This is a genomic window from Hydrogenophaga sp., assembly GCF_030651625.1.
GTDB lineage: Bacteria > Pseudomonadota > Gammaproteobacteria > Burkholderiales > Burkholderiaceae_C > Hydrogenophaga.
The window spans coordinates 1-21,729 of sequence record NZ_JAUSCF010000038.1; the positions used below are offsets into that span (position 1 = coordinate 1).

At 63.3% G+C, this 21,729-nt stretch carries 18 protein-coding genes; 9 read left to right on the top strand and 9 right to left on the bottom strand.

Annotation, left to right across the window (positions count from 1 at the left end):
* Nucleotides 1-228 precede the first annotated feature (228 nt).
* Together Q7V46_RS17860 and Q7V46_RS17865 are read right to left on the bottom strand one after the other, a co-directional pair.
* Nucleotides 229-981, bottom strand: a complete 753-nt coding sequence (locus Q7V46_RS17860; RefSeq protein ID WP_304914920.1) for an SDR family NAD(P)-dependent oxidoreductase — start codon at nt 979-981, stop codon at nt 229-231.
* A 169-nt stretch (nt 982-1,150) separates the two neighbouring features.
* Nucleotides 1,151-1,846 carry an alpha/beta hydrolase gene (locus Q7V46_RS17865; protein WP_304914921.1) on the bottom strand — a complete coding sequence of 232 codons (696 nt, stop codon included), beginning with the start codon at nt 1,844-1,846 and terminating at the stop codon, nt 1,151-1,153.
* 62 nt (nt 1,847-1,908) lie between these two features.
* Between Q7V46_RS17865 and Q7V46_RS17870 the strand changes: the two genes are divergently transcribed.
* From Q7V46_RS17870 to Q7V46_RS17880, 3 genes are all read left to right on the top strand, one after another.
* On the top strand, nt 1,909-2,157 hold the full coding sequence (locus Q7V46_RS17870) for a hypothetical protein (protein ID WP_304914922.1): 249 nt from the start codon (nt 1,909-1,911) through the stop codon (nt 2,155-2,157).
* Nucleotides 2,158-2,209: 52 nt separating this feature from the next.
* Nucleotides 2,210-3,019: a 2-keto-4-pentenoate hydratase gene (locus Q7V46_RS17875; protein WP_304914923.1), complete on the top strand. Its 810-nt coding sequence runs from the start codon at nt 2,210-2,212 to the stop codon at nt 3,017-3,019.
* Nucleotides 3,020-3,108: 89 nt separating this feature from the next.
* Nucleotides 3,109-4,800: an AMP-binding protein gene (locus tag Q7V46_RS17880; RefSeq protein ID WP_304914924.1), complete on the top strand. Its 1,692-nt coding sequence runs from the start codon at nt 3,109-3,111 to the stop codon at nt 4,798-4,800.
* A gap of 60 nt (nt 4,801-4,860) precedes the next feature.
* On the opposite strand, the gene Q7V46_RS17885 is transcribed toward Q7V46_RS17880, so the two are convergent.
* The 3 genes from Q7V46_RS17885 to Q7V46_RS17895 all read right to left on the bottom strand — a co-directional run bounded on the left by Q7V46_RS17885 (nt 4,861) and on the right by Q7V46_RS17895 (nt 6,801).
* Complete coding sequence (locus Q7V46_RS17885; protein ID WP_304914925.1) at nt 4,861-5,343, bottom strand: low molecular weight protein-tyrosine-phosphatase; 483 nt, start codon at nt 5,341-5,343, stop codon at nt 4,861-4,863.
* Nucleotides 5,344-5,434: 91 nt separating this feature from the next.
* Nucleotides 5,435-5,740, bottom strand: a complete 306-nt coding sequence (locus Q7V46_RS17890) for an H-NS histone family protein (protein ID WP_304914926.1) — start codon at nt 5,738-5,740, stop codon at nt 5,435-5,437.
* A 74-nt stretch (nt 5,741-5,814) separates the two neighbouring features.
* The gene (locus tag Q7V46_RS17895; protein ID WP_304915003.1) at nt 5,815-6,801 is read right to left on the bottom strand and encodes an RluA family pseudouridine synthase; all 987 of its coding nucleotides are present in this window, start codon (nt 6,799-6,801) and stop codon (nt 5,815-5,817) included.
* A gap of 591 nt (nt 6,802-7,392) precedes the next feature.
* Here Q7V46_RS17895 and Q7V46_RS17900 point away from each other — a divergent pair.
* Nucleotides 7,393-10,464, top strand: coding sequence for an Rne/Rng family ribonuclease (locus Q7V46_RS17900; RefSeq protein WP_304914927.1), 3,072 nt, complete (start codon nt 7,393-7,395; stop codon nt 10,462-10,464).
* 320 nt (nt 10,465-10,784) lie between these two features.
* Here the strand turns inward: Q7V46_RS17900 and Q7V46_RS17905 are convergent, their stop codons facing one another.
* The 4 genes from Q7V46_RS17905 to hemC are packed head-to-tail and all read right to left on the bottom strand — an operon-like array spanning nt 10,785 to nt 15,067.
* On the bottom strand, nt 10,785-12,071 hold the full coding sequence (locus tag Q7V46_RS17905) for a heme biosynthesis HemY N-terminal domain-containing protein (protein WP_304914928.1): 1,287 nt from the start codon (nt 12,069-12,071) through the stop codon (nt 10,785-10,787).
* Between the two features lie 23 nt (nt 12,072-12,094).
* The gene (locus Q7V46_RS17910) at nt 12,095-13,252 is read right to left on the bottom strand and encodes a uroporphyrinogen-III C-methyltransferase (protein ID WP_304914929.1); all 1,158 of its coding nucleotides are present in this window, start codon (nt 13,250-13,252) and stop codon (nt 12,095-12,097) included.
* Nucleotides 13,249-14,106: a uroporphyrinogen-III synthase gene (locus Q7V46_RS17915; protein WP_304914930.1), complete on the bottom strand. Its 858-nt coding sequence runs from the start codon at nt 14,104-14,106 to the stop codon at nt 13,249-13,251. The genes Q7V46_RS17910 and Q7V46_RS17915 overlap by 4 nt, the downstream gene beginning before the upstream one ends.
* Before the next feature lie 4 nt (nt 14,107-14,110).
* Nucleotides 14,111-15,067 carry a hydroxymethylbilane synthase gene (gene hemC, locus Q7V46_RS17920; RefSeq protein WP_304914931.1) on the bottom strand — a complete coding sequence of 319 codons (957 nt, stop codon included), beginning with the start codon at nt 15,065-15,067 and terminating at the stop codon, nt 14,111-14,113.
* A 143-nt stretch (nt 15,068-15,210) separates the two neighbouring features.
* Between hemC and Q7V46_RS17925 the strand changes: the two genes are divergently transcribed.
* From Q7V46_RS17925 to Q7V46_RS17945, 5 genes are all read left to right on the top strand, one after another.
* The gene (locus Q7V46_RS17925) at nt 15,211-18,327 is read left to right on the top strand and encodes a phosphoenolpyruvate carboxylase (protein WP_304914932.1); all 3,117 of its coding nucleotides are present in this window, start codon (nt 15,211-15,213) and stop codon (nt 18,325-18,327) included.
* Between the two features lie 157 nt (nt 18,328-18,484).
* Nucleotides 18,485-19,342, top strand: coding sequence for a 3',5'-nucleoside bisphosphate phosphatase (locus tag Q7V46_RS17930; RefSeq protein WP_304914933.1), 858 nt, complete (start codon nt 18,485-18,487; stop codon nt 19,340-19,342).
* Nucleotides 19,342-20,250 (top strand): DMT family transporter, encoded by a 909-nt coding sequence (locus tag Q7V46_RS17935; RefSeq protein ID WP_304914934.1) that lies wholly within the window; start codon nt 19,342-19,344, stop codon nt 20,248-20,250. Before Q7V46_RS17930 ends, Q7V46_RS17935 begins: the two co-directional genes overlap by 1 nt.
* A 58-nt stretch (nt 20,251-20,308) precedes the next feature.
* The gene (locus tag Q7V46_RS17940) at nt 20,309-20,944 is read left to right on the top strand and encodes an L-threonylcarbamoyladenylate synthase (protein WP_304914935.1); all 636 of its coding nucleotides are present in this window, start codon (nt 20,309-20,311) and stop codon (nt 20,942-20,944) included.
* 88 nt (nt 20,945-21,032) lie between these two features.
* Nucleotides 21,033-21,701: a site-2 protease family protein gene (locus tag Q7V46_RS17945; RefSeq protein WP_304915004.1), complete on the top strand. Its 669-nt coding sequence runs from the start codon at nt 21,033-21,035 to the stop codon at nt 21,699-21,701.
* The last annotated feature ends 28 nt before the right edge of the window (nt 21,702-21,729 follow it).

The window sequence follows — 21,729 nt, forward strand, 5'->3', positions numbered from 1 at the left end:
CTGAAGACCACCGAGGCGCTGGTGGTCCTGGCTCGCAAGCTGCTGCGCATTGCGTTTGCCGTCTGGCACAGTGGCACACCGTTTGACCCGCAGCGGGTAGCCCTGCGCGCTTGACGAAAACCATAGAACCTCCGCCGGCCCGAGCCGCCGTCCCCCTCCAAGCCGAAGGCGCCAGAGAGGGGGAAGCCGCGTCAGCGGCGCAGGGGGGAGTCCCAATTTTTGGGGGAGTTACGATTTCCCCGCTGTAAATCCCCCATCCACCATCAGGTTCGCACCCGTGATGAAACTGGCTTCATCGCTAAGCAGGAACAAAGCCGCATTGGCCACTTCTTCAGGCTTGCCCAGACGGCCCACCGGGTGCAGGCCGATCAGGAATTGCCTGGTGTCGTCGTCGAGCAGTGACAACAAGGGCGTATCGATGTAACCCGGACCGATGGTGTTGACGCGCACGCCTTTGGCCGCGCCTTCCAGCGCCAGCGTGCGGGTGAGGTTGACCACACCGCCCTTGGCTGCGGTGTAGGCCGCGGTGCCGCTCTGGCCGAACACGCCCAGGATGGACGCGCAATTGACGATGCTGCCGCTGCCCTGCGCGTACATGGGTCTGAGCGCCGCCCGTGCCACGCGGAACACGCCGTTGAGGTTGATATCGATGACCCGCAGAAATTCTTCATCGGGGTACGTATCGGCAGGGTTGATGCCGCCAATGCCGGCGTTGTTGAACACCCCATCCAGACGACCGAATTTGGCCACCACGTCGGTCACCATCTGGTTGACCTGCACGGTGGAGGTCACATCCACCGCCGTGAACATGCAGCGCCCGGAGTACTGTTTATCGAGTTCAGCTGCTTTTTCAGCGCCAGCGGAGCCCACCAGGTCGGCCAGTGCGACCTTGGCACCTTCGGCGAGGCAGCGCTCTACCGAAGCGAGGCCGATGCCGCTGGCACCGCCCGTGATGAGAATGACTTTGTTCTGTAGACGCATGGGGAAAACCTCCTTGATTCAGAAATTGGCAAAAGGGCGCAGGAAACGCCACACCCTTGCACCATTCTGAGACCACAAGGCTTCAAGTGACATCGAAGGGCCAAGTGATCGACCTGAAACCGGGAGAGGCAGCGTCGATCAAAGACTGCGCATCGCTGCACGCGAGGGCTCAGCTCTTCCCCAGCACCTCAAGCAACCATGCATTCAGGTCGGCCACCTCTTCAGCACACACTGAGTGCTCCATCGGGTAGGTGTGCCACTGCACGCTGTAGCCCATCGCTCGCAGGGCGTCGCGTGCGTGCATGCCGCGCGCCACTTCCACCACCGGGTCATGCGTCCCGTGCGCCAGATAGATCGGCACACTCCGGTTGGCTTCGCTGCGTTCGCCTTCCAGCGTGTGGGGCAACGGCAGGTAACCCGACAAAGCCGCCAGCCCGGCCAAACGCTTCGGTGCCCGCAGGCCTGCCAGCAGCGTCATGGCGCAGCCCTGCGAAAAACCCATCAGCACGGTGCGCTCGGGTGGTACGCCGCGTTCGGCCTCGCGGTCCAGCAGGCGCTGCACCAGACCCTGCGAGGCACGCAGCCCGGCTTCGTCTTCGGCCCGCGAGCCGTCTGGGCGAGGTGGGTGAATGTCGTACCAGGCGCGCATCTCGTGGCCGCCGTTGATGGTCACCGGCTGCACCGGCGCGCTGGGAAACACGAAACGCACCGGGCCGATGGCGTCGAGATCCAGTTCCTGCGCAATGGGAATGAAGTCGCGCCCATCGGCGCCCAGCCCGTGCAGCACCACGATGCTGGCCACGGGCATGGCGTCAGCGTCACCACCGGTGACGAGTTCGATGATTTCGATGGAAGAGGTGTTCATGCCACCAGCATAGCGGCAGCGCGAAGCATGACTACCTCACCATCCCCGGTAACCACAGCGAAATGGCCGGAAACGCGCACAGCATCAACAGGCGCATCAGGTCCGCGCCGATGAAGGGCATGGTGCCGCAGATGCACGCCGCCAACGCCGGCCAGCGCGTGGACCTGCGTGTGTGGGAACTGCCGCGTGCGGCGGCCCCCAGCTGCGAAGTGCGCCTGGTCTGGCATGCCAGCACCGCGAAAGACCCGGCCCACCAATGGATCCGCGCGCAAGTGCATCGCCTGTTCGGGCGCGTGCCACCGAGCGCGTGAATCAGGGGGTGGCGTCTTCCGGGTGAAGCCGGCGTGTGCCTATCATGCGGTCATGACCTCCCTATCTGCACCCATGACCCCTCAAGCCCTGCTCGATCACCTTGACCAAGGTCGCCTCTGGCCACAACCTTGTGGTCTTTCACTCGACACAGCGTACGCACGGGCACTTGAAGTGCGGGCCATGCGCATCCAGCGCGGGGATCTTCCAAAAGGCTACAAAGTCGGATTCACCAACCGCACGATCTGGCCGCGCTACAACGTGCATGCGCCCATCTGGGGCAGCGTGTGGGACAGCACGCTCACACTGTGTGAAGGTGAAGGTGCTGTGTCGCTCGCCCACGTCTGTCAGCCGCGCCTGGAGCCCGAGGTGGTGTTTGGCATGAAGGCCACACCCGCCGCCAACGCCACGCTGGACACGCTTTTTCACGCAATCGACTGGGTGGCACCCGGCTTCGAGGTGGTTCAGTCGCACCTGCCCGACTGGAAATTCGAGGCAGCCGATACCGTCGCCGATGGCGGTCTGCATGCCCACTTGCTGGTTGGCCAGCGCAAGCCGTTGCACGAAATTGCAGACAGCGCCGCCACGCTGGACAACCTCCTCGCGAATGCCCGCGTGAGCCTGGAAAAAAACAACCAACCGGTCGAAGAGGGACAGGGCGCCAATGTGCTCGACAGCCCACTGCGCGCACTGCTGTATTTCACTCAGACCTTGCGCGCATGCCCGGGTGCGCCCGACCTGCAGGCCGGTGACGTGATCACCACCGGTACCTGGACCGACGCATGGCCCGTGCTGCGCGGCGAGCAATGGACAGCACGGTTCAGCGCTCCGCTCGGCAATCTGTCCCTGCACTTCACGGCCTGAGACGATCTGCGGTAACAGGTGAAACCCTCTAAACACAATGCATGGGGCTTGGTAGATTCATCAAATAGACACACAAAGGAGACAACGACATGAGCAAAATTGCGCCCGATCTGCTGGCCTTGCAACGCCTTTACCACTGGGAGAAAACCGCCCCCACCCGGGTGGCCCTCACCCAGCCAATGGGCAAGGGTGCCGTGCAGGACTTCACATGGGCGCAAGTGGCAGATCAGGTCAGGCGCATGGCCACCCATCTGCAGTCGCATGGCTGGGAGCCTGGCTCCAAGGTGGCCATCCTGTCCAAGAACTGCGCCTGGTGGATGATGAGCGATCTGGCCATCTGGATGGCGGGTTATGTGTCCGTGCCGCTCTACCCGACGCTGGCGCCAGACACCATCCGCCAGATCCTCACGCACAGTGAATCGAAGGCCCTTTTCGTGGGCAAGCTCGACGGCTGGGAGGGCATGAAGCCTGGCGTGCCCTCTGACCTGCCTTGCATGAGCTACCCGCTCTCACCCGCCGATGCGATCAAAAACCACGAAGGATGGGACGCGATCTGCCAGCGCAGCCAGCCGATGCAAGGCGAGCCCGTGCGAGATGGCGACGAACTCGCCACCCTCATCTACACCTCGGGGACGACCGGCATGCCCAAGGGCGTGATGCACACGTTTGCCAATTTCGCATGGGCGCTCGACGCCGGCCTCAAGCGCATTCCCATGAGCGCAGACGACCGCATGCTTTCCTACCTGCCGCTCGCCCACGTGGTCGAGCGCATGCTGGTTGAACACGGCTGGCTGCGCACCGGCATGCATGTGTTCTTTGCGGAATCGCTCGACACGTTTGCCGCTGACCTGCAGCGTGCGCAACCCACCATCTTCTTCTCGGTACCGCGCCTGTGGGTCAAGTTCCAGCAGGGTGTTCACCACAAGATGCCGCCGGCCAAACTCAACCGCCTGCTGGGCATTCCCATCCTTGGCGGCATCGTGCGCAAGAAGGTCATGAAAGCGCTGGGCCTCGACAAATGCACGTTCGCCGCCGGGGGAGCCGCCCCCATGCCGCTCGCGCTGCTGGAGTGGTACAGCAAGCTGGGCCTGCACATCAACGAGGGCTACGGCATGACCGAGAACCTCGCACTTTCCCACATCACCGAACCCGGCAAGAACCAGCAAGGCACAGTGGGTCCGGCTTACGAGGGTGTGCAACACCGCATCGACCCCGCCACAGGGGAAGTGCAGATGAAAAATTCCGCCATGATGCTGGGCTACTACAAAGAACCGGAAAAGACCCAGGAAACCTTCACCGAAGACGGCTGGCTCAAGACCGGTGACAAAGGCACCATTGACAAGCAGGGCCTGCTGCGCATCACAGGGCGCGTGAAGGATCTTTTCAAGACCGGCAAGGGCAAGTACGTGGCCCCGGCCCCGATCGAGGACAAGCTGGTGATGCACGACGCGGTGGAAGCCTGCGTGGTGACCGGCGCCAACCTCGGACAACCCCTGGGTATCGTGATGCTCAACGCCGAAGCGGTGGCCCAGGTGGCCGATGCCAGCGCACGAAGCGAACTGGAGCAGTCGCTGACAACCCACTTGAAGTCCATCAACGCGACGCTCGATCCACACGAGCAACTGCAATGCATCGTGGTGGTCACAACTGCATGGACAGTGGACAACGACGTCATCACGCCGACCTTCAAGGTCAAACGCAACCGCATTGAGGATCTGTACGCCCGGAACTACGAAAACTGGGAGGCATCGGGCAAACGGGTCATCTGGCAAACCAGTTGAGGGTTCGACGCTGGTGGAGCCTCCCCGGTCGACGGGCAGGCAACAGTTCGGCTGATTGCTTCACTCGCCGGCGTCCTCCATCGTCAGTCGCTGAACCACGCCCAGTGCACCCGCCTCACACAGCCGCATGACGCTCTCAAACCCCTCCGCACTGCCGTGGTACGGATCGGGCACCTCGGTGGTACCCGTGACTCCCGCATACACAAGATAGAGGTGCAGCTTGTGGCGGTACTGCGGCGGACACTGGTGCTCCAAGTGCATCAGGTTGTCGCGGTCCATCGCCAGGATCAGGTCGAAGCGCTGGAAATCATTCGTCACCACACGTCGCGCACGTTCCATGTGAATAGCAGCGTAGCCCCGCGCAGTGGCCACGGCAAGGGCACGCGGATCGGCCTTCTCGCCTTGATGCCCTGCGTAGGTGCCGGCTGAATCCACTTCGAACCGATGGGTCAGCTGACGCTGATCCAGCAACCCCTGCAGGGCACTGGATGCCATGGGCGATCGGCAGATATTGCCCATGCAAACCACCAGAATTCGAATCATCTTGCAACCCCATCAAGCACAAAGCCCGCCATGAGCGGGCTTCGTCAAGTTGTTCGACCCATCAACATTGGCTGGCCGGAACAAACCCACCTCAGATGCGGAAATCCTCGATGTTCTTGCCATCGGCGAGCACATTACGTACCCATTCTGGCTTGCGCCCAGGGCCTCCTGCCCAGAGCTCCCCGTTGGGGCCACGGAATTTGGCGGGTGCGCTGGACTTGGATTTGGCGCTTTTCTTGCCACCGACCGCGGCACCCAGATCGGCCGGCGTAATGCCGTATTGTTTCATTTTGGCCTTGATATCTGCAATCACCGAAGACAGTTCGTCTTTGCGTGCTTGCTCAGCTTGCGCCATCAACGCCTGGGCTTGCGCCATCAGTTCTGAATAGGTTGCCATTGATCGTCCTTGTTTGCTTGAATTTTAAGGTAAGGTAATTTCAACACCACAGCGTGTGCCATCTATTCTAATAGCTACTGCCGCCAAGCCATCCAACCCTGCAGATCTGAAGGCAATTCAGAATGTAACTCGATTGGATTACCCGTGACGGGATGCGACAGGCGCAATCGCCATGCGTGCAGGAACATCCGCCTGAAGCCGAGTTTCGACAAATGCTTATTCAAGTCGAAATCCCCGTATTTGTCATCTCCCACGATCGCGTGCCCGGCGCCTGCCAGGTGAACCCGGATCTGGTGGGTGCGGCCGGTCTTGATCGTCACCTCGAGCTGAGTGAAGCCATCTGCCATGCCGACGGGCAATCCCGATGGGGCGGCCACCTTGGCAGCCACTTTGACCAGGGTGACGGCATGCATGCCATCGGGATCGTCCTTGGTGGTGATCCGCACCCTGCGCTCGCCATCAGGCAGCAGGTATTTGTGCAGTGGCTGGTCCAGCACTTTCAATCTTGCTGGCCACGCCCCTTTGACCAATGCCAGATACGTCTTGCCCGTTTCACGCTCGCGAAACTGCTCCTGCAATACTTTGAGCGCGCTCTTCTTTTTCGCAATCAGCAGCAAACCGCTGGTTTCCCGGTCGAGCCGGTGCACCAATTCGAGAAAACGCGCCTGCGGACGGGCCTGCCGCATTTGCTCGATCACGCCAAAACTCACGCCGCTGCCACCATGCACCGCTACGCCGGCAGGCTTGTCAACAGCCAAAAAAAACTCGTCTTCATAAATGACAGGGAATTCTCTCGCTGGCGCTGGATTGGCCACTTTTTCCTGCGCGCGTTCCGATACCCGGAGCGGTGGAATTCGCAACACATCGCCCAATGCCAGGCGATCATCTGCACCCACCCGGCCTTTGTTGCGCCGCACTTCGCCCGAGCGAATGATGCGGTAAAGATGGGTTTTTGGCACGCCTTTGAGCGTGCGAAAAAGAAAATTGTCCAGCCGCTGGCCCACCGACTCCTCGTCGACCGTGAGGTACCGAACAGCCAAAGGCGGCAAAACAGGAGACATGGCTATCAGAATGGGGCCACCACGACGACCAGAGATGTCTATAATCCCCGACACCAGTCGTGTGCTGTAAGTGATTGATTTGCCTTGAGTTTAAGGCAGTCGTTGCAAACAGCCTCTCCCGCGCCGAGGCCCAGGGGACGGTCTGGTAAAAAGTTGCCACCCGCAGCACCCGGACCTTGTCCATTGCCTGACGCATTCGCAGACGAATCCAGGCGCGGAACCGGTCGGGTTGATGCTGTGGGCGAATCCGCTAAAGAAAACGCGAACCCGAATACGGAATACCAAAGTCATTCAGCCCCCAACGGGCTGGGTGAGGACGAAGTGAAGCCAGAGACCCATCGGCAAGAGCCATGTCATTGACAACCTCCTTGCCATCCCTGTTCACCCACCTCCACGCGCCTACGCCCTGACCTGGCGGTTCGACGCGGCACCCATGTGCCCGCCCGTGTCGAACACACCCCGAACCGCAGGTCATCGGCTCTCCGGCAATTCCCTCCCTCGTTCGCTTTTCCCGCTGATTCAAGGCAGGTTGGATGTGCACGGCCTCGAGGCCGGCATGTCCTTGTGTGTTTGAACGAAGGAAAACGCATCATGAAACGCATGCTGATCAACGCCACGCAGGCCGAAGAGCGCCGCTTGGCGATCGTGGACGGGCAAAAGCTGCTCGACTACGAAATCGAAATCGAAGGGCGCGAACAGCGCAAGGGCAACATCTACAAGGCGGTCGTCACCCGCGTCGAACCGTCGCTCGAAGCCTGCTTCGTCGATTACGGCGAAGAGCGCCACGGCTTCCTGCCGTTCAAGGAAATTTCCCGCCAGTACTTTGCAGCCGGCGTGCCGGTGAACCAGGCCCGCATCAGCGACGTCATCAAAGAAGGCCAGGAACTGCTGGTCCAGGTCGAGAAGGAAGAACGCGGCAACAAGGGCGCAGCCCTCACCACCTTCGTCAGCCTGGCTGGCCGTTACGTGGTGCTCATGCCCAACAATCCACGTGGCGGTGGCGTGAGCCGGCGCATCGAAGGTGAAGACCGCCAGGAGCTCAAGCAGGCACTCGACCAGCTCGAATATCCCAACGGCATGAGCATCATTGCCCGCACCGCAGGCATCGGCCGCGACGCCGCCGAACTGCAATGGGACCTGAACTACCTGCTCAAGCTCTGGAATGCCATCGACGGCGCCACCAAAGGCAGCAAGGGCGCCTTCCTGATCTACCAGGAATCGAGCCTGGTGATCCGCGCCATTCGCGACTACTTCAACAGCGACATCGGCGAGATCCTGATCGACACCGACGACATCTTTGAACAGGCGCACCAGTTCATGAGCCACGTGATGCCCGAGCACGGGCACCGCGTGAAGCGCTACCGCGACGACGCGCCGCTTTTCAGCCGCTTCCAGATCGAACACCAGATCGAAACCGCTTACAGCCGCATCGTGCAACTGCCCAGCGGCGGCGCCATCGTGATCGACCAGACCGAAGCCCTGGTGGCGGTGGACGTGAACTCGGCCCGCGCCATCAAGGGCGGCGACATTGAAGAAACCGCCACCCGCACCAACCTCGAAGCCGCCGATGAAGTTGCACGCCAGGCTCGCCTGCGCGACCTCGGTGGTCTGCTGGTGATCGACTTCATCGACATGGACGAGTCGAAGAACCGCCGCGAAGTGGAGAACCGCCTGCGCGACGCGCTGCGCCAGGACCGCGCCCGTGTGCAGTTCGGCTCCATCAGCAAGTTCGGCCTGCTCGAGATGAGCCGCCAACGCCTGAAGCCCGCGCTCAACGAAGGCGCTTCCATCCCCTGCCCGCGCTGCGGTGGCTCCGGCCACATCCGCGACACTGAAAGCTCGGCGCTGCAGATCCTGCGGATCATCCAGGAAGAGTCGCTCAAAGACAGCACGGCCGCCGTGCTGGTGCAGGTCCCGGTCGAGGTGGCCAGCTTCCTGCTCAACGAGAAGCGCACCGAGATCACCAAGATCGAACTCAAGCAGCGCATCAACGTGCTGCTGGTGCCCAACAAGTCGCTGGACACGCCGAACTACAAACTCGAGCGCCTCAAGCACGACGATGCTCGCCTGGACAATCTGGACGTGAGCTACAAGATGGCCGAGGAAGCCGACGACGTGGCCATGTTCACGCGCCGCAGCCAGGAGCGCAGCAACAAGCAGGAGCCCGTCATCAAGGGCGTGCTCCCGGATGGTCCGGCGCCCGTGGCGGCACCCCGCCCTGAAGTCGCAGCACCGGTTGCGGCAGCGACGCCAGTTGCAGCACCCGTGACAAAACCTGCAGCGCCGGTGGAAGCCGGTTTCTTTGGCTGGCTCAAGAGCCTGTTCGGCGCAGACACCGCGCCGGCCGCAGCACCAGTTGCTGCACCCGCTGCCGCACCCAAAGGCGAACGCGAGGAACGACCCGATGGACGCCGTGATGGCCGCGATGGCCGTCAACGCGGTGGCCGCCAGGGCAGCGAGGCACGCGGTGGATCACGCGAAGGTGGACGCGGTGCCGGTCGTGGCGAAGGTCGTGCTGCTGGAGGGCGAGGCGAAGGTCGCGTGGAAGGCCGCGGTGATGCGCGTCCAGACAACCGGGGGGAAGGTCGTACCGAGGGACGGACGGACGTTCGATCGGACGGTCGCAACGATGGTCGCGCTGAAGGTCGCCCGGAAGGTCGCGCTGAAGGTCGCAACGGTGAACAGCGTCGGGGTGAAGGTCGTGGCGAACGCGGTGAGGGCCGCAGCGGCGGACGCCGGGACAATCGCCGCGAGGCACCCGCCGGTGAAGCCACCGCACTGCCCACCAGCACCGCAACACAGAGCGAAGCCGGTGAGGCCACCGACACCCAGCGCCGCGAGCGCCGTGGACGCAACGACAACCGTCGCCGCGGTGGCCCGGCAGATGGCGTCGAAGTCATGTCGCAGGGCGCCGTGGAAGACAGCAATATCGCCCCTGTCGGCGAAGCGGGCACCGCTGGCGACGCGATTGAGAATGCCACGTCCCAGGCACCAGAAGGCCGTGAAGATGACAGCACCCCTCGCGCACCGCGTGAGCGTCGCAGTCGCGACCGCTACGGTCGCGATCGACGCGAGCGTGCTCCACGTGACGAGTCGGACGCTGCTCAGGACAACACCGCCTCTGCCGAGACCGTGACGCCCGAAGCCCGAACCCAGGACGAAGTCAGCTACGAACCACCAGTGCGGAGCAGCTACTTCAGTCTGCCCACTGAGGCAAGCCCCGCCGCAGCCGCCTCAATCACCGAGCAGCCCGCAGCCGACGGTCCAGCCGCGCCGCCAGCACCTGTGTCCAGAGAGGCAACTCAGGCGGTGGTGCCTCAAGTTGTTCCTCAAGCTGCGCCCACGCTCGAACCCCGCATATCGGAAGTGGCAACCGCTCCCGCTGCCCCGCAAACGCCTGTGTCCACCGGTCTGCCCTCGGTGCCAGCATTCCAGCTGTCCATCGAATCGCTGCAACAGGTGGCCCAGTCCAGCGGACTTGAGTGGGTGAACTCCGACCCTGAAAAGGTGGCGCAAGTACAGGCCGCGATCGCTGCAGAGCCCAAGCCGATTCATGTCCCCCGTGAACCCCGCCCCGCTGTGGTGCTCGACGAAGGACCGCTGGTTCTGGTGGAGACCCGCAAGGATCTGCGCAACGTGACGCTTCCCTTCGAAAACAACTGAAGGCGTTCTGTAGCCGCAGGCCTTTGACGGCCCTATCAAGCCGTCAAGCAATCAGCAAGAAGCCAGCCCATTCGGGCTGGCTTCTTTTTGGGCCATTCAGGCAGCGAGTTCGAATGGTCAAGGCATGGCGAACCCATCGCCTTGAATCCTTGAATCTCGACAGACATCTCGACAAACTGGGGGCGCAGGGTTTTCGCCTTGTCGGGCCACCGCAGCAATCCCGAGGGCTTCACTACCCCTTCCTGGCTCACAGCGATTGCTTCTGAGCCGCAAATCTGTTCCCCTCTGCACTGTCACGAATCGGGGCAGTCCAGACCGCGTTATTCCAGCAGGGCGGCCTTCTTCCAGGCCTCATGGGCAGCAGGCTCGTCGCCGCGTTCCTCGGCAAGCGCTGCCAGCGCACACCAACAGCGCCGCAGCAGCGTCTGATCGCGCAGGCTGTGGCTGGCCTGCAACAGCAATTGGGACGCCTTGCCCCACAACTGGTAGTGCATGCAAGCCTGCCCAGCCAGGTACTGGAGATAGGGGTTGTTCGGCATCTGCCTCTGGCGCTTCTCCAGGCGAGACAACCACTCGGCGTCGATGGGCTCCAGCGCTGGCTCCAGTGCTTTGGTGAGTCGCAATTGCTGGGTTTCATCGAGCGACTCGAAGTGCTCCCACACAGGGTCCAGCCAGCTGCGAACCAGCTCTGCCGCAGACTGCCTCGCTGGGTCCGAGGCTTCGGTGTTGCGAGGAATGAGGGTGTTCGCGCGCATGGCCGCTGCCACCGCCAGTTCGGGCGTGAGCCGCTCGGCCGCGTCCAGGCCGTCCCATACTTTGCGCAGCTGGGTCAGGTCGTGGGCTTCGCGCAGGGCGTCCTGCACCAGTCCGCGCACGATGCTTCGGGAGGCGTCGGGCGAGAAGGCACCGTGTTTGGCCAGCAGCCTGGCCGTGTCCAGTGCCTCGCTGGTGGCACCGCCAAGTCGAGCCACACGCAGTTTGAGCCGAAGGGCCTGGATCCGGCGAGCGGCTCCCTGAGGAAGTTCAGCCAGGCGACCTCTTGCGGCTTCGACGTCCCTGTCCTCCACTGCCCAGCGAACCGCACGAAGCAGCGCACCTTCATGGGCTTCCGGCGCCCTGGCCGCCAGTCTGGGGTGCAGGGCTGCCTGAAGGTGTTCGTCACGTTGATCCGCATTGCGCAAAGATTGGGCACTCTCCGCTGCAAGCAGATGGGCCAGCAGTTTCAGCTGATGGCGACGTGGCCATTGCGATGAGTTGCCTGTCTTCAATTGCTCGAGCGCCTGGAGTGCTGCCGCCTGGGCACGCACAAACCTACCTGACAACTGATGAGACAAGGCATCCATCACGGCCCCCACTGCCGCTCGTTCGACCTGCTGCGCACGCCATCGCTGCGCCTGCGCGGGCAGGTCGCGCAACATGGCGATGGCCCGCAGGCCCGCATGCAGCAACACGAAGCCTGCCACCAGTGCAAACAGCACCAGGTTGAATGAAACGTCAAACCGGTAGGGAGGCCAGAAAAGCGTGATCGTGGATTGGTTGTGCCCGACCAGCATGGCCAGCGCCACGGCCAGTGCCGCCAGGCCCAGAAACCAGAAAACGCTGCGCATCGCGCCACCTTGCCTGTCCCGCATCAACGCCCCTCCGCAGCGGCATTGAGTGCCGCCAAGGTCTCTTCGGGTCGCGGCAACACGCCATCCACGATGTCCTGCCGCACCTGACCAATCGCCACCCGTGCACCCCGAACCAGTGGCGATGCGGTATCAAAATACTTCCCGATGGCCGCTTCCACGGCAATCAGGTCGGCCTGACTGGACACCATGTGACGAGCCAGCATGCCCAGTCGGGCATTGAGCAGTTTGAGCTTGAGGTTCTCCCTGATAAAGAACGCCTGCTCAGGTGCAAGCAGCACAGCCTCGGGTTCATCGATGCGGCTGACCCGCACCAGTTCACGCCCGCTGCGAGTGACATCGGTCCAGATCATCGACCACAGGCCGCTCCACCATCCCGCTGCACGTGCCCACCCATCCCCGAGTCCGCTGGCGGGGTCGGTCTCGGGTGGCTGAGATACCGCATCCGGATCGGGGGAAGGGGCCACAGGCACCGGGGTCACCACAGGGCGATGGCCCACCTGATTCAGAAGTGGCCATTCGTCGACCTGACGTGCCACCTCATCAAGTCGCAAGACCAGGGCGGGGATGTCAGCGAGAGAAGCCGCCTGGATGCGCTCGATGTCGCGGGCGATGGCTCGCTGTACCGGGTTCAACCGGGGCTGCGCCGCGCGCCCGATGCGCTGATCAATCGCCTGAAGGGCCGATATCAGGGGCTGCGCGCTGCCTGTGAGCTGCGTTTGCTGCTGGGCAAGGCGCAGTGTGGCTTCGAGATCCTGGACCAGGTTGTCGTCGCGCGAGCGCGAAAGCGTCAACATCAGTTCATCGAGCTGGCTGCGCTGCAGACTGACCTCAGAAAGCCGGACCTCCGCCACGCTCAGGCGCGCCTGCAATTCCTGGGTGAGAGCTTCGGCCTGTGACGCAATGGTCTTGGCCTCCACCGCCATCTTGCCGCTGTCCAGGCTGCGCCTGGCCAGTTCCTGCTGGGTGAAATCCAGCTTCTGCCAAAGCATGCCGCTGAGCGCCAGTGCTGACAGGGCAACAACCAGTGCCAGCAGCAGCATCCATTGGCCAGCGCTGCGCACCACAGGCGCGGAGGCAGAAGGATTGCCGCTGACTGGACGCGGCTGTGTTGGCGGAGGAAGGGGTGCGCTGGGTGATTCGCTCGGGTCTTGATTCATGCGTGGCTCCATGCCGATTCTAGGGCGAGCATCACGTCACGCAACGCCGGTCGGCTGGTCACCACATGCCCAAAACCCGCAGCGTGCGCACTTTGTGCAATACGGGGGTGGGTGGCCAGTGCAAATGTGTCTTGCCATTTGGCCTGCGGCAACAGGACCTGCAAGTTGGCCAGCGCCTCAGAACTGCTGAACAACCAGGCAGAGTCAGGACCTACAGCGGTTTGGGCAAGCCTCTGCTGCCCACTGGACCAGACCGGGGCACGGCGTTCGTAGGCGACACAGGCCTCCACCCGGGCGCCAGCAGCCAGACACTGCCTGATCAGCCAGTCCCTTCCGCTGCCTGGCACGCTGTCGGCAGCGGTCCCCAGCGAAGTACCCCGCACGATCAGCACCTGGGCGCCGGCGCGCACCTGCGCCGCCACGATGGGCCATAGCGTTTCCGAATCAAACTGCGGCGCGTCCCGGGCTGGGGAATCAATGCGGGAGAAAGGCACGCCGGCTTCCTGTAAAGCGCTCGCCGTGGCTGGCCCGGGCGCCCAGAACCGGGTCAATGCCTGGCCCGGAGCGAGCGCAGAGGTCACCTGGGCCGGTTCCATGCCTGCAAAAAAGTGGGTCACCGCAGCACCGCTGACGAACATGGCGGCATCGGCGTGAAACACCTGCTGCCGCCAATCCTGCAATGCCGTCAATGCTGCGGCGTCGCTCGGCTCGCCAATCTCGATCAGGGGCAGGACATGGGCTGGCCATGCACGCTCGCGTAGGGCGTCGGCCCAGAGTTGTGCCTCCGGCACAGGACGCGTCACGATGAGCCGACTCAGCCGCGCGGGTCGGCGAGGGTCGGTGGCGAAGTTCAAGTTCTCAGCCCTCCGAAGTCGGCGGCAGCGCACCGGCCGCTTTCAAGGCTTCAGCAACCCGCTTGCCCAGGGCCTCCGCCTGTTCGAGCGACTCCACCGTTGCCTGAAACCGCACGCGGACCACCGGTGAAGCGCCCTCGGGGTCGCCCCAGGCGGCATCCAGCCACAAGGGTGCTGCAAGTCCAGGCGAGGCCTCTTGGCCACCCCACTGGGCAAAGGCCGCCAGTGGCATGGAGCAACTGCCCCCCATGGCCCTTGAGACGGTGCGCTCAGCCGCGACACGCAGCCAGCTGGGCATGTGAACCAGCGGCGCCAGCGCCGCGACCAGATCGTGACGATCGGAACGAACCTCAATGCCCAGCGCACCCTGACCTGCTGCGGGCAGCGACTCCACGGGTTCAAAAACGTGGCGAATGCGCTCTTCAAGCCCCAGGCGCTTGAGGCCTGCTGCAGCCAGCACAATGGCGTGGTACTGGCCCTCGTCCAGTTTTCTCAGCCGTGTATCCAGGTTCCCGCGCAAGGGTTCGATCCGAACATCCTGGCGGCCCAGGCGGTCCAGCGATTCGCGCAGCAGCACCAGACGACGCAGGCTGGAGGTGCCCACCACCGCATCGGGTGGCAAATCGGACAAACTGCTGCAAACGGACGAGACCCAGGCGTCTCTGGGGTCTTCCCGCTCCATCACGCAGGCCAGCGCGAACCCTTCGGGCAGGTCCATGGGTACGTCCTTGAGCGAGTGCACGGCGATGTCTGCCTGCCCCTCTTCCAGCGCCACCTCCAGCTCCTTGACGAAAAGGCCCTTGCCGCCCACCTTGGAGAGGCTGCGATCCAGGATCTGATCGCCCTTGGTGGTCATGCCCAGCAACTGGACCGTGTGGCCCAGAGCCTCCAGGAGGGTTTTGACGTGCTCGGCCTGCCAAAGGGCTAGGCGGCTTTCGCGTGTGGCGATGGTGATCTTCATGGCGCTGGGTTGAATGGATGGAGCACGGCTCGAAAAGAAGAGGCTGATCGAGAGCCAGGTCCGAAATTCGTACCCGATTGGTAACGGCCTGGGTGCACAGGATGCTAGCATGCAGGCTGCCCAAAATATCAGCACCCCCAGCCATGAGCCGAGACCCTGCACGTGCCGCCGTATCCCCTGCAAGGTCGCCGGCCAGTGCCGCCACCGCAGCCCAAAAAACCCGGCCAGGGCCCGACAAAGACAAGCCACTGATCGAAGACATCCGCCTGCTGGGGCGCATTCTGGGTGATGTGATCCGCGAGCAGGAAGGCGAGGCGGCCTTCGAACTGATCGAGCAGATCCGGCAGCTCTCCGTCGCATTCCGCCGGCATGCGGACCAGTCGGCAGACAAGGCCCTCAAGAAGCTGCTGAAAGGGCTGAGCGGGAATCAGACAGTGAGTGTCATTCGCGCCTTCACCTATTTCAGCCACCTGGCCAACCTGGCAGAAGACCGGCATCACATCCGCCGACGTGCCGTGCACGAGCGGGCTGGCGATTTGCAGGAAGGCAGTCTGGCGCTGACGCTGCAACGCCTGCGCAAGGCGGGCATCGCTCCTGCCGAGGTGCTGCGCACGCTGGCACAAAGCCACATTTCACCCGTGCTCACCGCCCACCCCACCGAAGTGCAGCGCAAGAGCATTCTGGATGCCGAACGCGCCATAGCCCGGCTGCTCAGCGAGCGCGAGGCGGGTGAAGCGCGCCTGCCCCGTGAGCTTGTCGACAACGAAGCCCAGATACGGGCGCGCGTCACACAACTCTGGCAGACGCGGCTTCTGCGATTCACCAAGCTGACTGTGGCCGATGAAATCGAGAACGCGCTGAGCTACTACGAAGCCACGTTTCTGACCCAGATACCCAAGCTCTATCAGGACCTCGAACAGGGTCTGAAAGACAAGGGCGCGGCAGGCCCGCCGTTGGCACCCTTTCTGCGGATGGGTCAATGGATCGGAGGCGACCGGGACGGCAACCCCAATGTGACCGCCGAAACCCTGGAACTGGCCCTCAAGAGCCAGAGCGACATGGTGCTGCGACATCACCTCACACAGGTCCACCTGCTGGGCGCAGAGCTCTCTGTTTCAGCCATGCTGACCAGTGTCAGCCCGGCCATGCAAGAGCTGGCCGAGCGTTCACCCGACCGAAACGCCCACCGGCAGGACGAGCCCTACCGCCGGGCCCTCACAGGCATCTACGCCCGCCTGGCCGCCACGCTCACCCAGTTCACAGGTGGCGAAGCCGCTCGCCATGCGGTGGCGCCACAAGATCCCTACACCAGCTCTGATGAATTCCTGGCCGACCTGCGCACGATCGAGGCGTCCCTGGTGGCAAACCATGGTGCAGCGCTGGCCAGTGCTCGCCTGCACCCGCTGATCCGTGCGGTGGAAGTGTTCGGCTTTCATCTGGCCACGGTGGATTTGCGCCAAAGCTCGGACAAGCACGAGGAAGTGATCAACGAATTGCTGGCGGTGGCGCGCATCGAGCCGGCCTACAGCCAGCTTGACGAAACCGGCAAACAGGCGGTGCTCTTGCGCCAGCTCAACGATGCCCGGCCTTTGCGCGTGCCCGGTGTCACCTATTCGGACCACAGCCGGAGCGAGCTGGCCATCTTCGAGACCGCCCGCCTCGGGCGCCAGCGCCTGGGTGCGCAGGCCATCCGGCACGCCATCATCAGCCACACCGAAACCGTGAGCGACCTGCTGGAAGTGCTGTTGCTGCAAAAGGAAACGGGTCTGCTGCATGGTTTGCTGGAGGAAAACGCGGTCTGTGATCTGATCGTGGTGCCCCTGTTCGAAACCATTGAAGACCTGCGCAATGCCGCGCCCATCATGCGGGACTACTACGCACTGCCTGGCGTGAGCGCCATGGTGCAGCGCGGCCAGGCAGACGGCTACAGCGAACAGGACATCATGCTGGGCTACTCCGACAGCAACAAGGACGGTGGCATCTTCACCAGCAACTGGGAGCTCTACCGCGCTGAAACCGCGCTGGTGAAGCTGTTCGATGAACTCAATGCCGACATCGCCGCCGGACCGCCCCAAGGCGACGCAGCCCCCTCCGGTGCAGCGACCCGCGCAAGCGGCGGAGCGTGGGGGCATACCGAGCCGGCGCCGGGCAGCCCCAAGCCGGATCAGCCCCCTCGGGGGGCAGCGCCCCGCGCAAGCGGCGGAGCGTGGGGGCATACCGAGCCGGCGCCGGGCAGCCCCAAGCCGGATCAGCCCCCTCGGGGGGCAGCGACCCGCGCAGCGGTGGAGCGTGGGGGCCATATCCAGCTGCGCATGTTCCACGGGCGCGGCGGCACGGTGGGGCGTGGCGGCGGCCCCAGCTACCAAGCCATCCTGGCACAGCCTCCCGGTACCGTGCGCGGCCAGATTCGCCTGACCGAGCAGGGGGAGGTGATCGGGTCGAAGTACGCCAACCCCGAGATCGGCCGGCGCAACCTCGAAACATTGGTGGCCGCCACGCTGGAAGCCACCTTGCTGCAGACCACGCGCGATGCACCCGCCGCCTTCATGGCAGCGGCCGACGCGCTTTCGCTGCACAGCATGGCGGCCTACCGCGCGCTGGTTTACGAGACACCGCGTTTCGCCGAGTTCTTTTTTGATGCGACGCCGATTCGCGAAATTGCCGAACTCAACATCGGCTCCCGACCCGCATCACGCAAGGCGTCTCAACGCATTGAAGATCTGCGGGCCATCCCATGGGGTTTCAGCTGGGGTCAATGTCGGCTCACACTGCCAGGCTGGTACGGCTTTGGCTCTGCGGTACAGGCATTCGTTCAACAGAACGGCCCAACAGGTGTTGCCAGGCAGAAGGCCCTGCTACAAAAGATGGCCATCCAATGGCCCTTTTTTCGCACCTTGTTGTCCAACATGGACATGGTGCTGGCCAAAAGCGACCTCGCACTGGCTTCCCGGTATGCGGAACTGGTCAAAGACCGTCGGCTGCGCACCAAGGTGTTTGCCACCGTGCAAGCGGAGTGGCACCGCACGGTTGACGCGTTGAACATGATCACCGGTGCCAAACAGCGCCTGGTGAGCAATGCGGCCCTGCAACGCTCCATCCGGCACCGCTTTCCCTACATCGACCCGCTGCACCACCTGCAAGTGGAACTGGTGCGCCGCTACCGTGCAGGGGAAACCGATGCCGAACAGGATGGTCGCGTGCGCCGGGGTATTCACATCTCGATCAATGGCATCGCCGCCGGGTTGCGAAATACGGGGTAACCCCCCGCGCCGGTCCTGCGGGCCGCCCCATCCCAGGGGAGCGCACCTTCGGTGTGGCCGAGTCCGTTCTGCGTTGTTCCGTGTCGCCGCGGCTTCATTCGCGGTGCATCTTTGCCCTGCGCGAGCGCGATCACCCGGCAAAACCTAAAATGAACTCGTGACCCAATTCATCAACGCCGATCTCCATTGCCATTCCATCGTTTCCGATGGCACGCTGTCACCCGAGGCGCTGGCCCTGCGCGCCAAAGCCAACGGCGTGGAGCTCTGGGCATTGACCGATCACGATGAAATCGGCGGACAGGCACGGGCGATGGAAGCCGCACGCCTCGCCGGTCTTCGCTACCTGACTGGCACCGAGATTTCGGTCACCTTCGCCGGAACCACCGTGCACATCGTGGGACTGGGCATGGACCACACCCACCCTGCCTTGGTCAACGGCCTGCGCACCACGCGCGGCGGCCGGGAAATGCGTGCAAGGGCCATGAGCGACGACCTTCTGGCCAGGGCCGGCATTCCGGGTGTCTACGAAGGCGCCTTGAAATACGTGGACAACCCTGAGCTCATCTCGCGCACCCATTTTGCACGCTACCTGGTTGAAGCGGGCGTGTGCAAGGAGACCAATGAGGTCTTTCGCAAGTACATCACCGAAGGCAAACCCGGCTTCGTGCCGCACCGTTGGGCCAGCTTGCGCGACGCCGTGGGCTGGATCACCGAGTCAGGGGGGGTCGCGGTCATTGCGCACCCGGGCCGCTACAAGCTGACGGCCAACGAAGAGTACGCGCTCTTCACTGAATTCAAGACCCTGGGTGGGCAAGGCGTCGAAGTCATGACCGGGGCTCACGGTCAGGCCGATTATGTGAAATACGCCGAGTATTGCAAGGAGTTCGGTCTGGCGGCCTCGCGCGGGAGCGACTTCCACAGCCCTGAGGAAAGCCACACCGATCTGGGCAAGTTGCCTTATCTGCCGGGCAGCGTGACCCCGGTCTGGGAACTGCTGAATTCGCGCATTCACTGATGCGGGGAATCGTTCCAAACAGGTTGCCGGCTTCGGCACTTGGCGTGCTTTTCCTCGTGCTGGCCACCGCCTGCTTCGCCGTGCTGGACACCACGGTCAAAGTGGTGGGTGCGTCCATGTCGATCCTGGTGGCGGTCTGGTTCCGCTATGTGTTTCAGGCGATCGCGGTGGCGGCGTTCATGCTGCCAAGGCAAGGGCGCCAGTTGCTCAGGACCGAACACCCTCGCTACCAGGTGGTACGCGGCCTGCTGCTGCTCATGGTCAGCGTGCTCTCATTCGTCAGCGTGCAGTACATGCCGGTGGGCGAATTCACCGCCATCATCATGACCACACCACTGGTCGTCACCTTGCTGGCGGCACTGCTCCTGAAAGAGCGTGTTTCGGTGCTGCGGTGGGCGCTGGTGGGCGGCGGTTTCACGGGCGCTTTGCTGGTGGTGCAGCCGGGCGATGCGATGATCGGCTGGACCAGCCTGATCCCGATGGTGATGGTGTTCACTTATGCCTGTTTTCAGATCCTCACCAGCAAGATGGCACGCACTGAAAACCCCATGACGATGCACCTCTACACGGGCTGGGTGGGCGCGCTTGTCGCCACTGCCGCGCTGCCCTTCATCTGGCAGGGCATGCCCGACCTGGGCACTTTTGCTCTGCTGTGCCTGATCGGTCTGGCGGGCACGGTGGGACACTTTCTGCTGATACTGGCATTTGCACGATCCCAGGCTTCCACGCTCACACCTTTTCTGTACTCGCAAATTGCTTTTGCCATGCTGTGTGGCTGGGTGGTGTTTGACCACATCCCGGGCCGTCTGGAGCTTGGCGGCATCGCACTCATCGTGTTGTGCGGGGCCACGGCAAGCTGGTTGACCGCGCGCGAGAAGCGCCTTCCGGTCGAACCACCAGAAGCCTGAAAAATACGGCGGGAGTTCCCGGGATTGCTTCCGCCAAAGGCCCAAGCACAATAGGCACATGTCCCAGTATTTCGAAGTCCACCCCGACAACCCGCAGCCCCGCCTGCTCAAACAGGCCGCCCAGCTCCTGGAGCGCGGAGGCGTGCTGGCCGTGCCCACCGATTCCAGCTACGCGCTGGTCTGCCACCTCGACGACAAAGCCGCCGCCGATCGATTGCGCCGGATCCGGCAGGTCGACGACAAGCACCACCTCACCCTGCTCTGCCGCGACCTGAGCGAACTGGCCAGCTATGCGCGCGTCGACAATCGCCAATACCGCCTGCTCAAACTGGCCACGCCGGGACCGTACACCTTCATCCTCGAAGCCAGCAAGGAAGTGCCCAGGCGTCTCAGCCACCCCTCGCGCAAGACGATCGGCCTTCGGGTGCCTCGCCACCACACCTTGCTTGAGCTTCTGGCCCTGCACAACGGCCCGTTGCTGGCCACCACCTTGATACCCCCCGGCGAAACGGACCCGATGAACGATGCGCACGAGATCCGCGAACGTTTCGAACACGACCTCGCGGGTGTGATCGACGCGGGGGCCTGCGCGCTCGAGCCCACCACGGTGATCGACCTCACCCCCATGGGCAGTGGCGGCGAACCGGAGGTGGTCCGCCAGGGGCAAGGTGCCCTGGGCCCCTTGGGTCTGTAGCGCTCGCAAGCACGCCTCCAGGCAAAACGCACCCCCCTCCCGAACCTGTCGTTCCGTCTGGGACAATATCCGTTTGCCTACGTTTGCCATGGACCTTGCACTGATCATCCAGACCATCGCCATCTACGCCATCCCGGTGCTGTTTGCCATCACCGTGCACGAGGCGGCGCATGGCTATGCGGCCCGGCATTTTGGCGACAACACGGCACACATGCTGGGTCGCATCACCCTCAATCCTGTCAAGCACATCGACCCGGTGGGCACCATTGCCATGCCGCTGATGCTGTACTTCGCCACCTCGGGCGCCTTCCTGTTCGGCTATGCCAAACCCGTGCCGGTCAATTTTGGCAACCTGCGCCGGCCCAAACGCGACATGATCTGGGTGGCGCTGGCGGGCCCGGGTGCCAACCTTGTACAGGCCATTGGCTGGACGGTGCTGCTTTACGTGCTGGTGGCAACAGGTGTGGAAGAGGTGTTCTTTCTGAAAATGTGTCAGGCAGGCGTGCTGGTCAATCTCGTGATGTTTGCCTTCAATATGTTTCCGCTGCCACCGTTGGACGGTGGGCGCATTCTGGTCGGTCTGCTTCCCTGGAAACAGGCCGAACTGCTCTCTCGCGTTGAACCATGGGGCTTTTTCATCGTGCTGGCATTGGTCATCACCGGCGTGGTCGGCAACCTTTGGTTGCGGCCCCTGATGATCCTGACCCACAGCGCCATTGAAGTCTTGCTGACCCCCCTTCGGCTGCTGATCCTGTGAGGCCAGGCTTCCCGGCCCTTGATTCGGA

Coding starts and splice junctions, on each gene's coding strand:
- Q7V46_RS17890 (WP_304914926.1), bottom strand. CDS start 5,740: ATGGCAACCTATTCAGAACTGATGGCGCAAGCCCAGGCGTTGATGGCG.
- Q7V46_RS17865 (WP_304914921.1), bottom strand. CDS start 1,846: ATGAACACCTCTTCCATCGAAATCATCGAACTCGTCACCGGTGGTGAC.
- hemC (WP_304914931.1), bottom strand. CDS start 15,067: ATGAAGATCACCATCGCCACACGCGAAAGCCGCCTAGCCCTTTGGCAG.
- Q7V46_RS17940 (WP_304914935.1), top strand. CDS start 20,309: ATGTCCCAGTATTTCGAAGTCCACCCCGACAACCCGCAGCCCCGCCTG.
- Q7V46_RS17875 (WP_304914923.1), top strand. CDS start 2,210: ATGACCTCCCTATCTGCACCCATGACCCCTCAAGCCCTGCTCGATCAC.
- Q7V46_RS17895 (WP_304915003.1), bottom strand. CDS start 6,801: ATGTCTCCTGTTTTGCCGCCTTTGGCTGTTCGGTACCTCACGGTCGAC.
- Q7V46_RS17945 (WP_304915004.1), top strand. CDS start 21,033: ATGGACCTTGCACTGATCATCCAGACCATCGCCATCTACGCCATCCCG.
- Q7V46_RS17905 (WP_304914928.1), bottom strand. CDS start 12,071: ATGCGCAGCGTTTTCTGGTTTCTGGGCCTGGCGGCACTGGCCGTGGCG.
- Q7V46_RS17935 (WP_304914934.1), top strand. CDS start 19,342: ATGCGGGGAATCGTTCCAAACAGGTTGCCGGCTTCGGCACTTGGCGTG.
- Q7V46_RS17860 (WP_304914920.1), bottom strand. CDS start 981: ATGCGTCTACAGAACAAAGTCATTCTCATCACGGGCGGTGCCAGCGGC.
- Q7V46_RS17925 (WP_304914932.1), top strand. CDS start 15,211: ATGAGCCGAGACCCTGCACGTGCCGCCGTATCCCCTGCAAGGTCGCCG.
- Q7V46_RS17870 (WP_304914922.1), top strand. CDS start 1,909: ATGGCCGGAAACGCGCACAGCATCAACAGGCGCATCAGGTCCGCGCCG.
- Q7V46_RS17900 (WP_304914927.1), top strand. CDS start 7,393: ATGAAACGCATGCTGATCAACGCCACGCAGGCCGAAGAGCGCCGCTTG.
- Q7V46_RS17910 (WP_304914929.1), bottom strand. CDS start 13,252: ATGAATCAAGACCCGAGCGAATCACCCAGCGCACCCCTTCCTCCGCCA.
- Q7V46_RS17885 (WP_304914925.1), bottom strand. CDS start 5,343: ATGATTCGAATTCTGGTGGTTTGCATGGGCAATATCTGCCGATCGCCC.
- Q7V46_RS17880 (WP_304914924.1), top strand. CDS start 3,109: ATGAGCAAAATTGCGCCCGATCTGCTGGCCTTGCAACGCCTTTACCAC.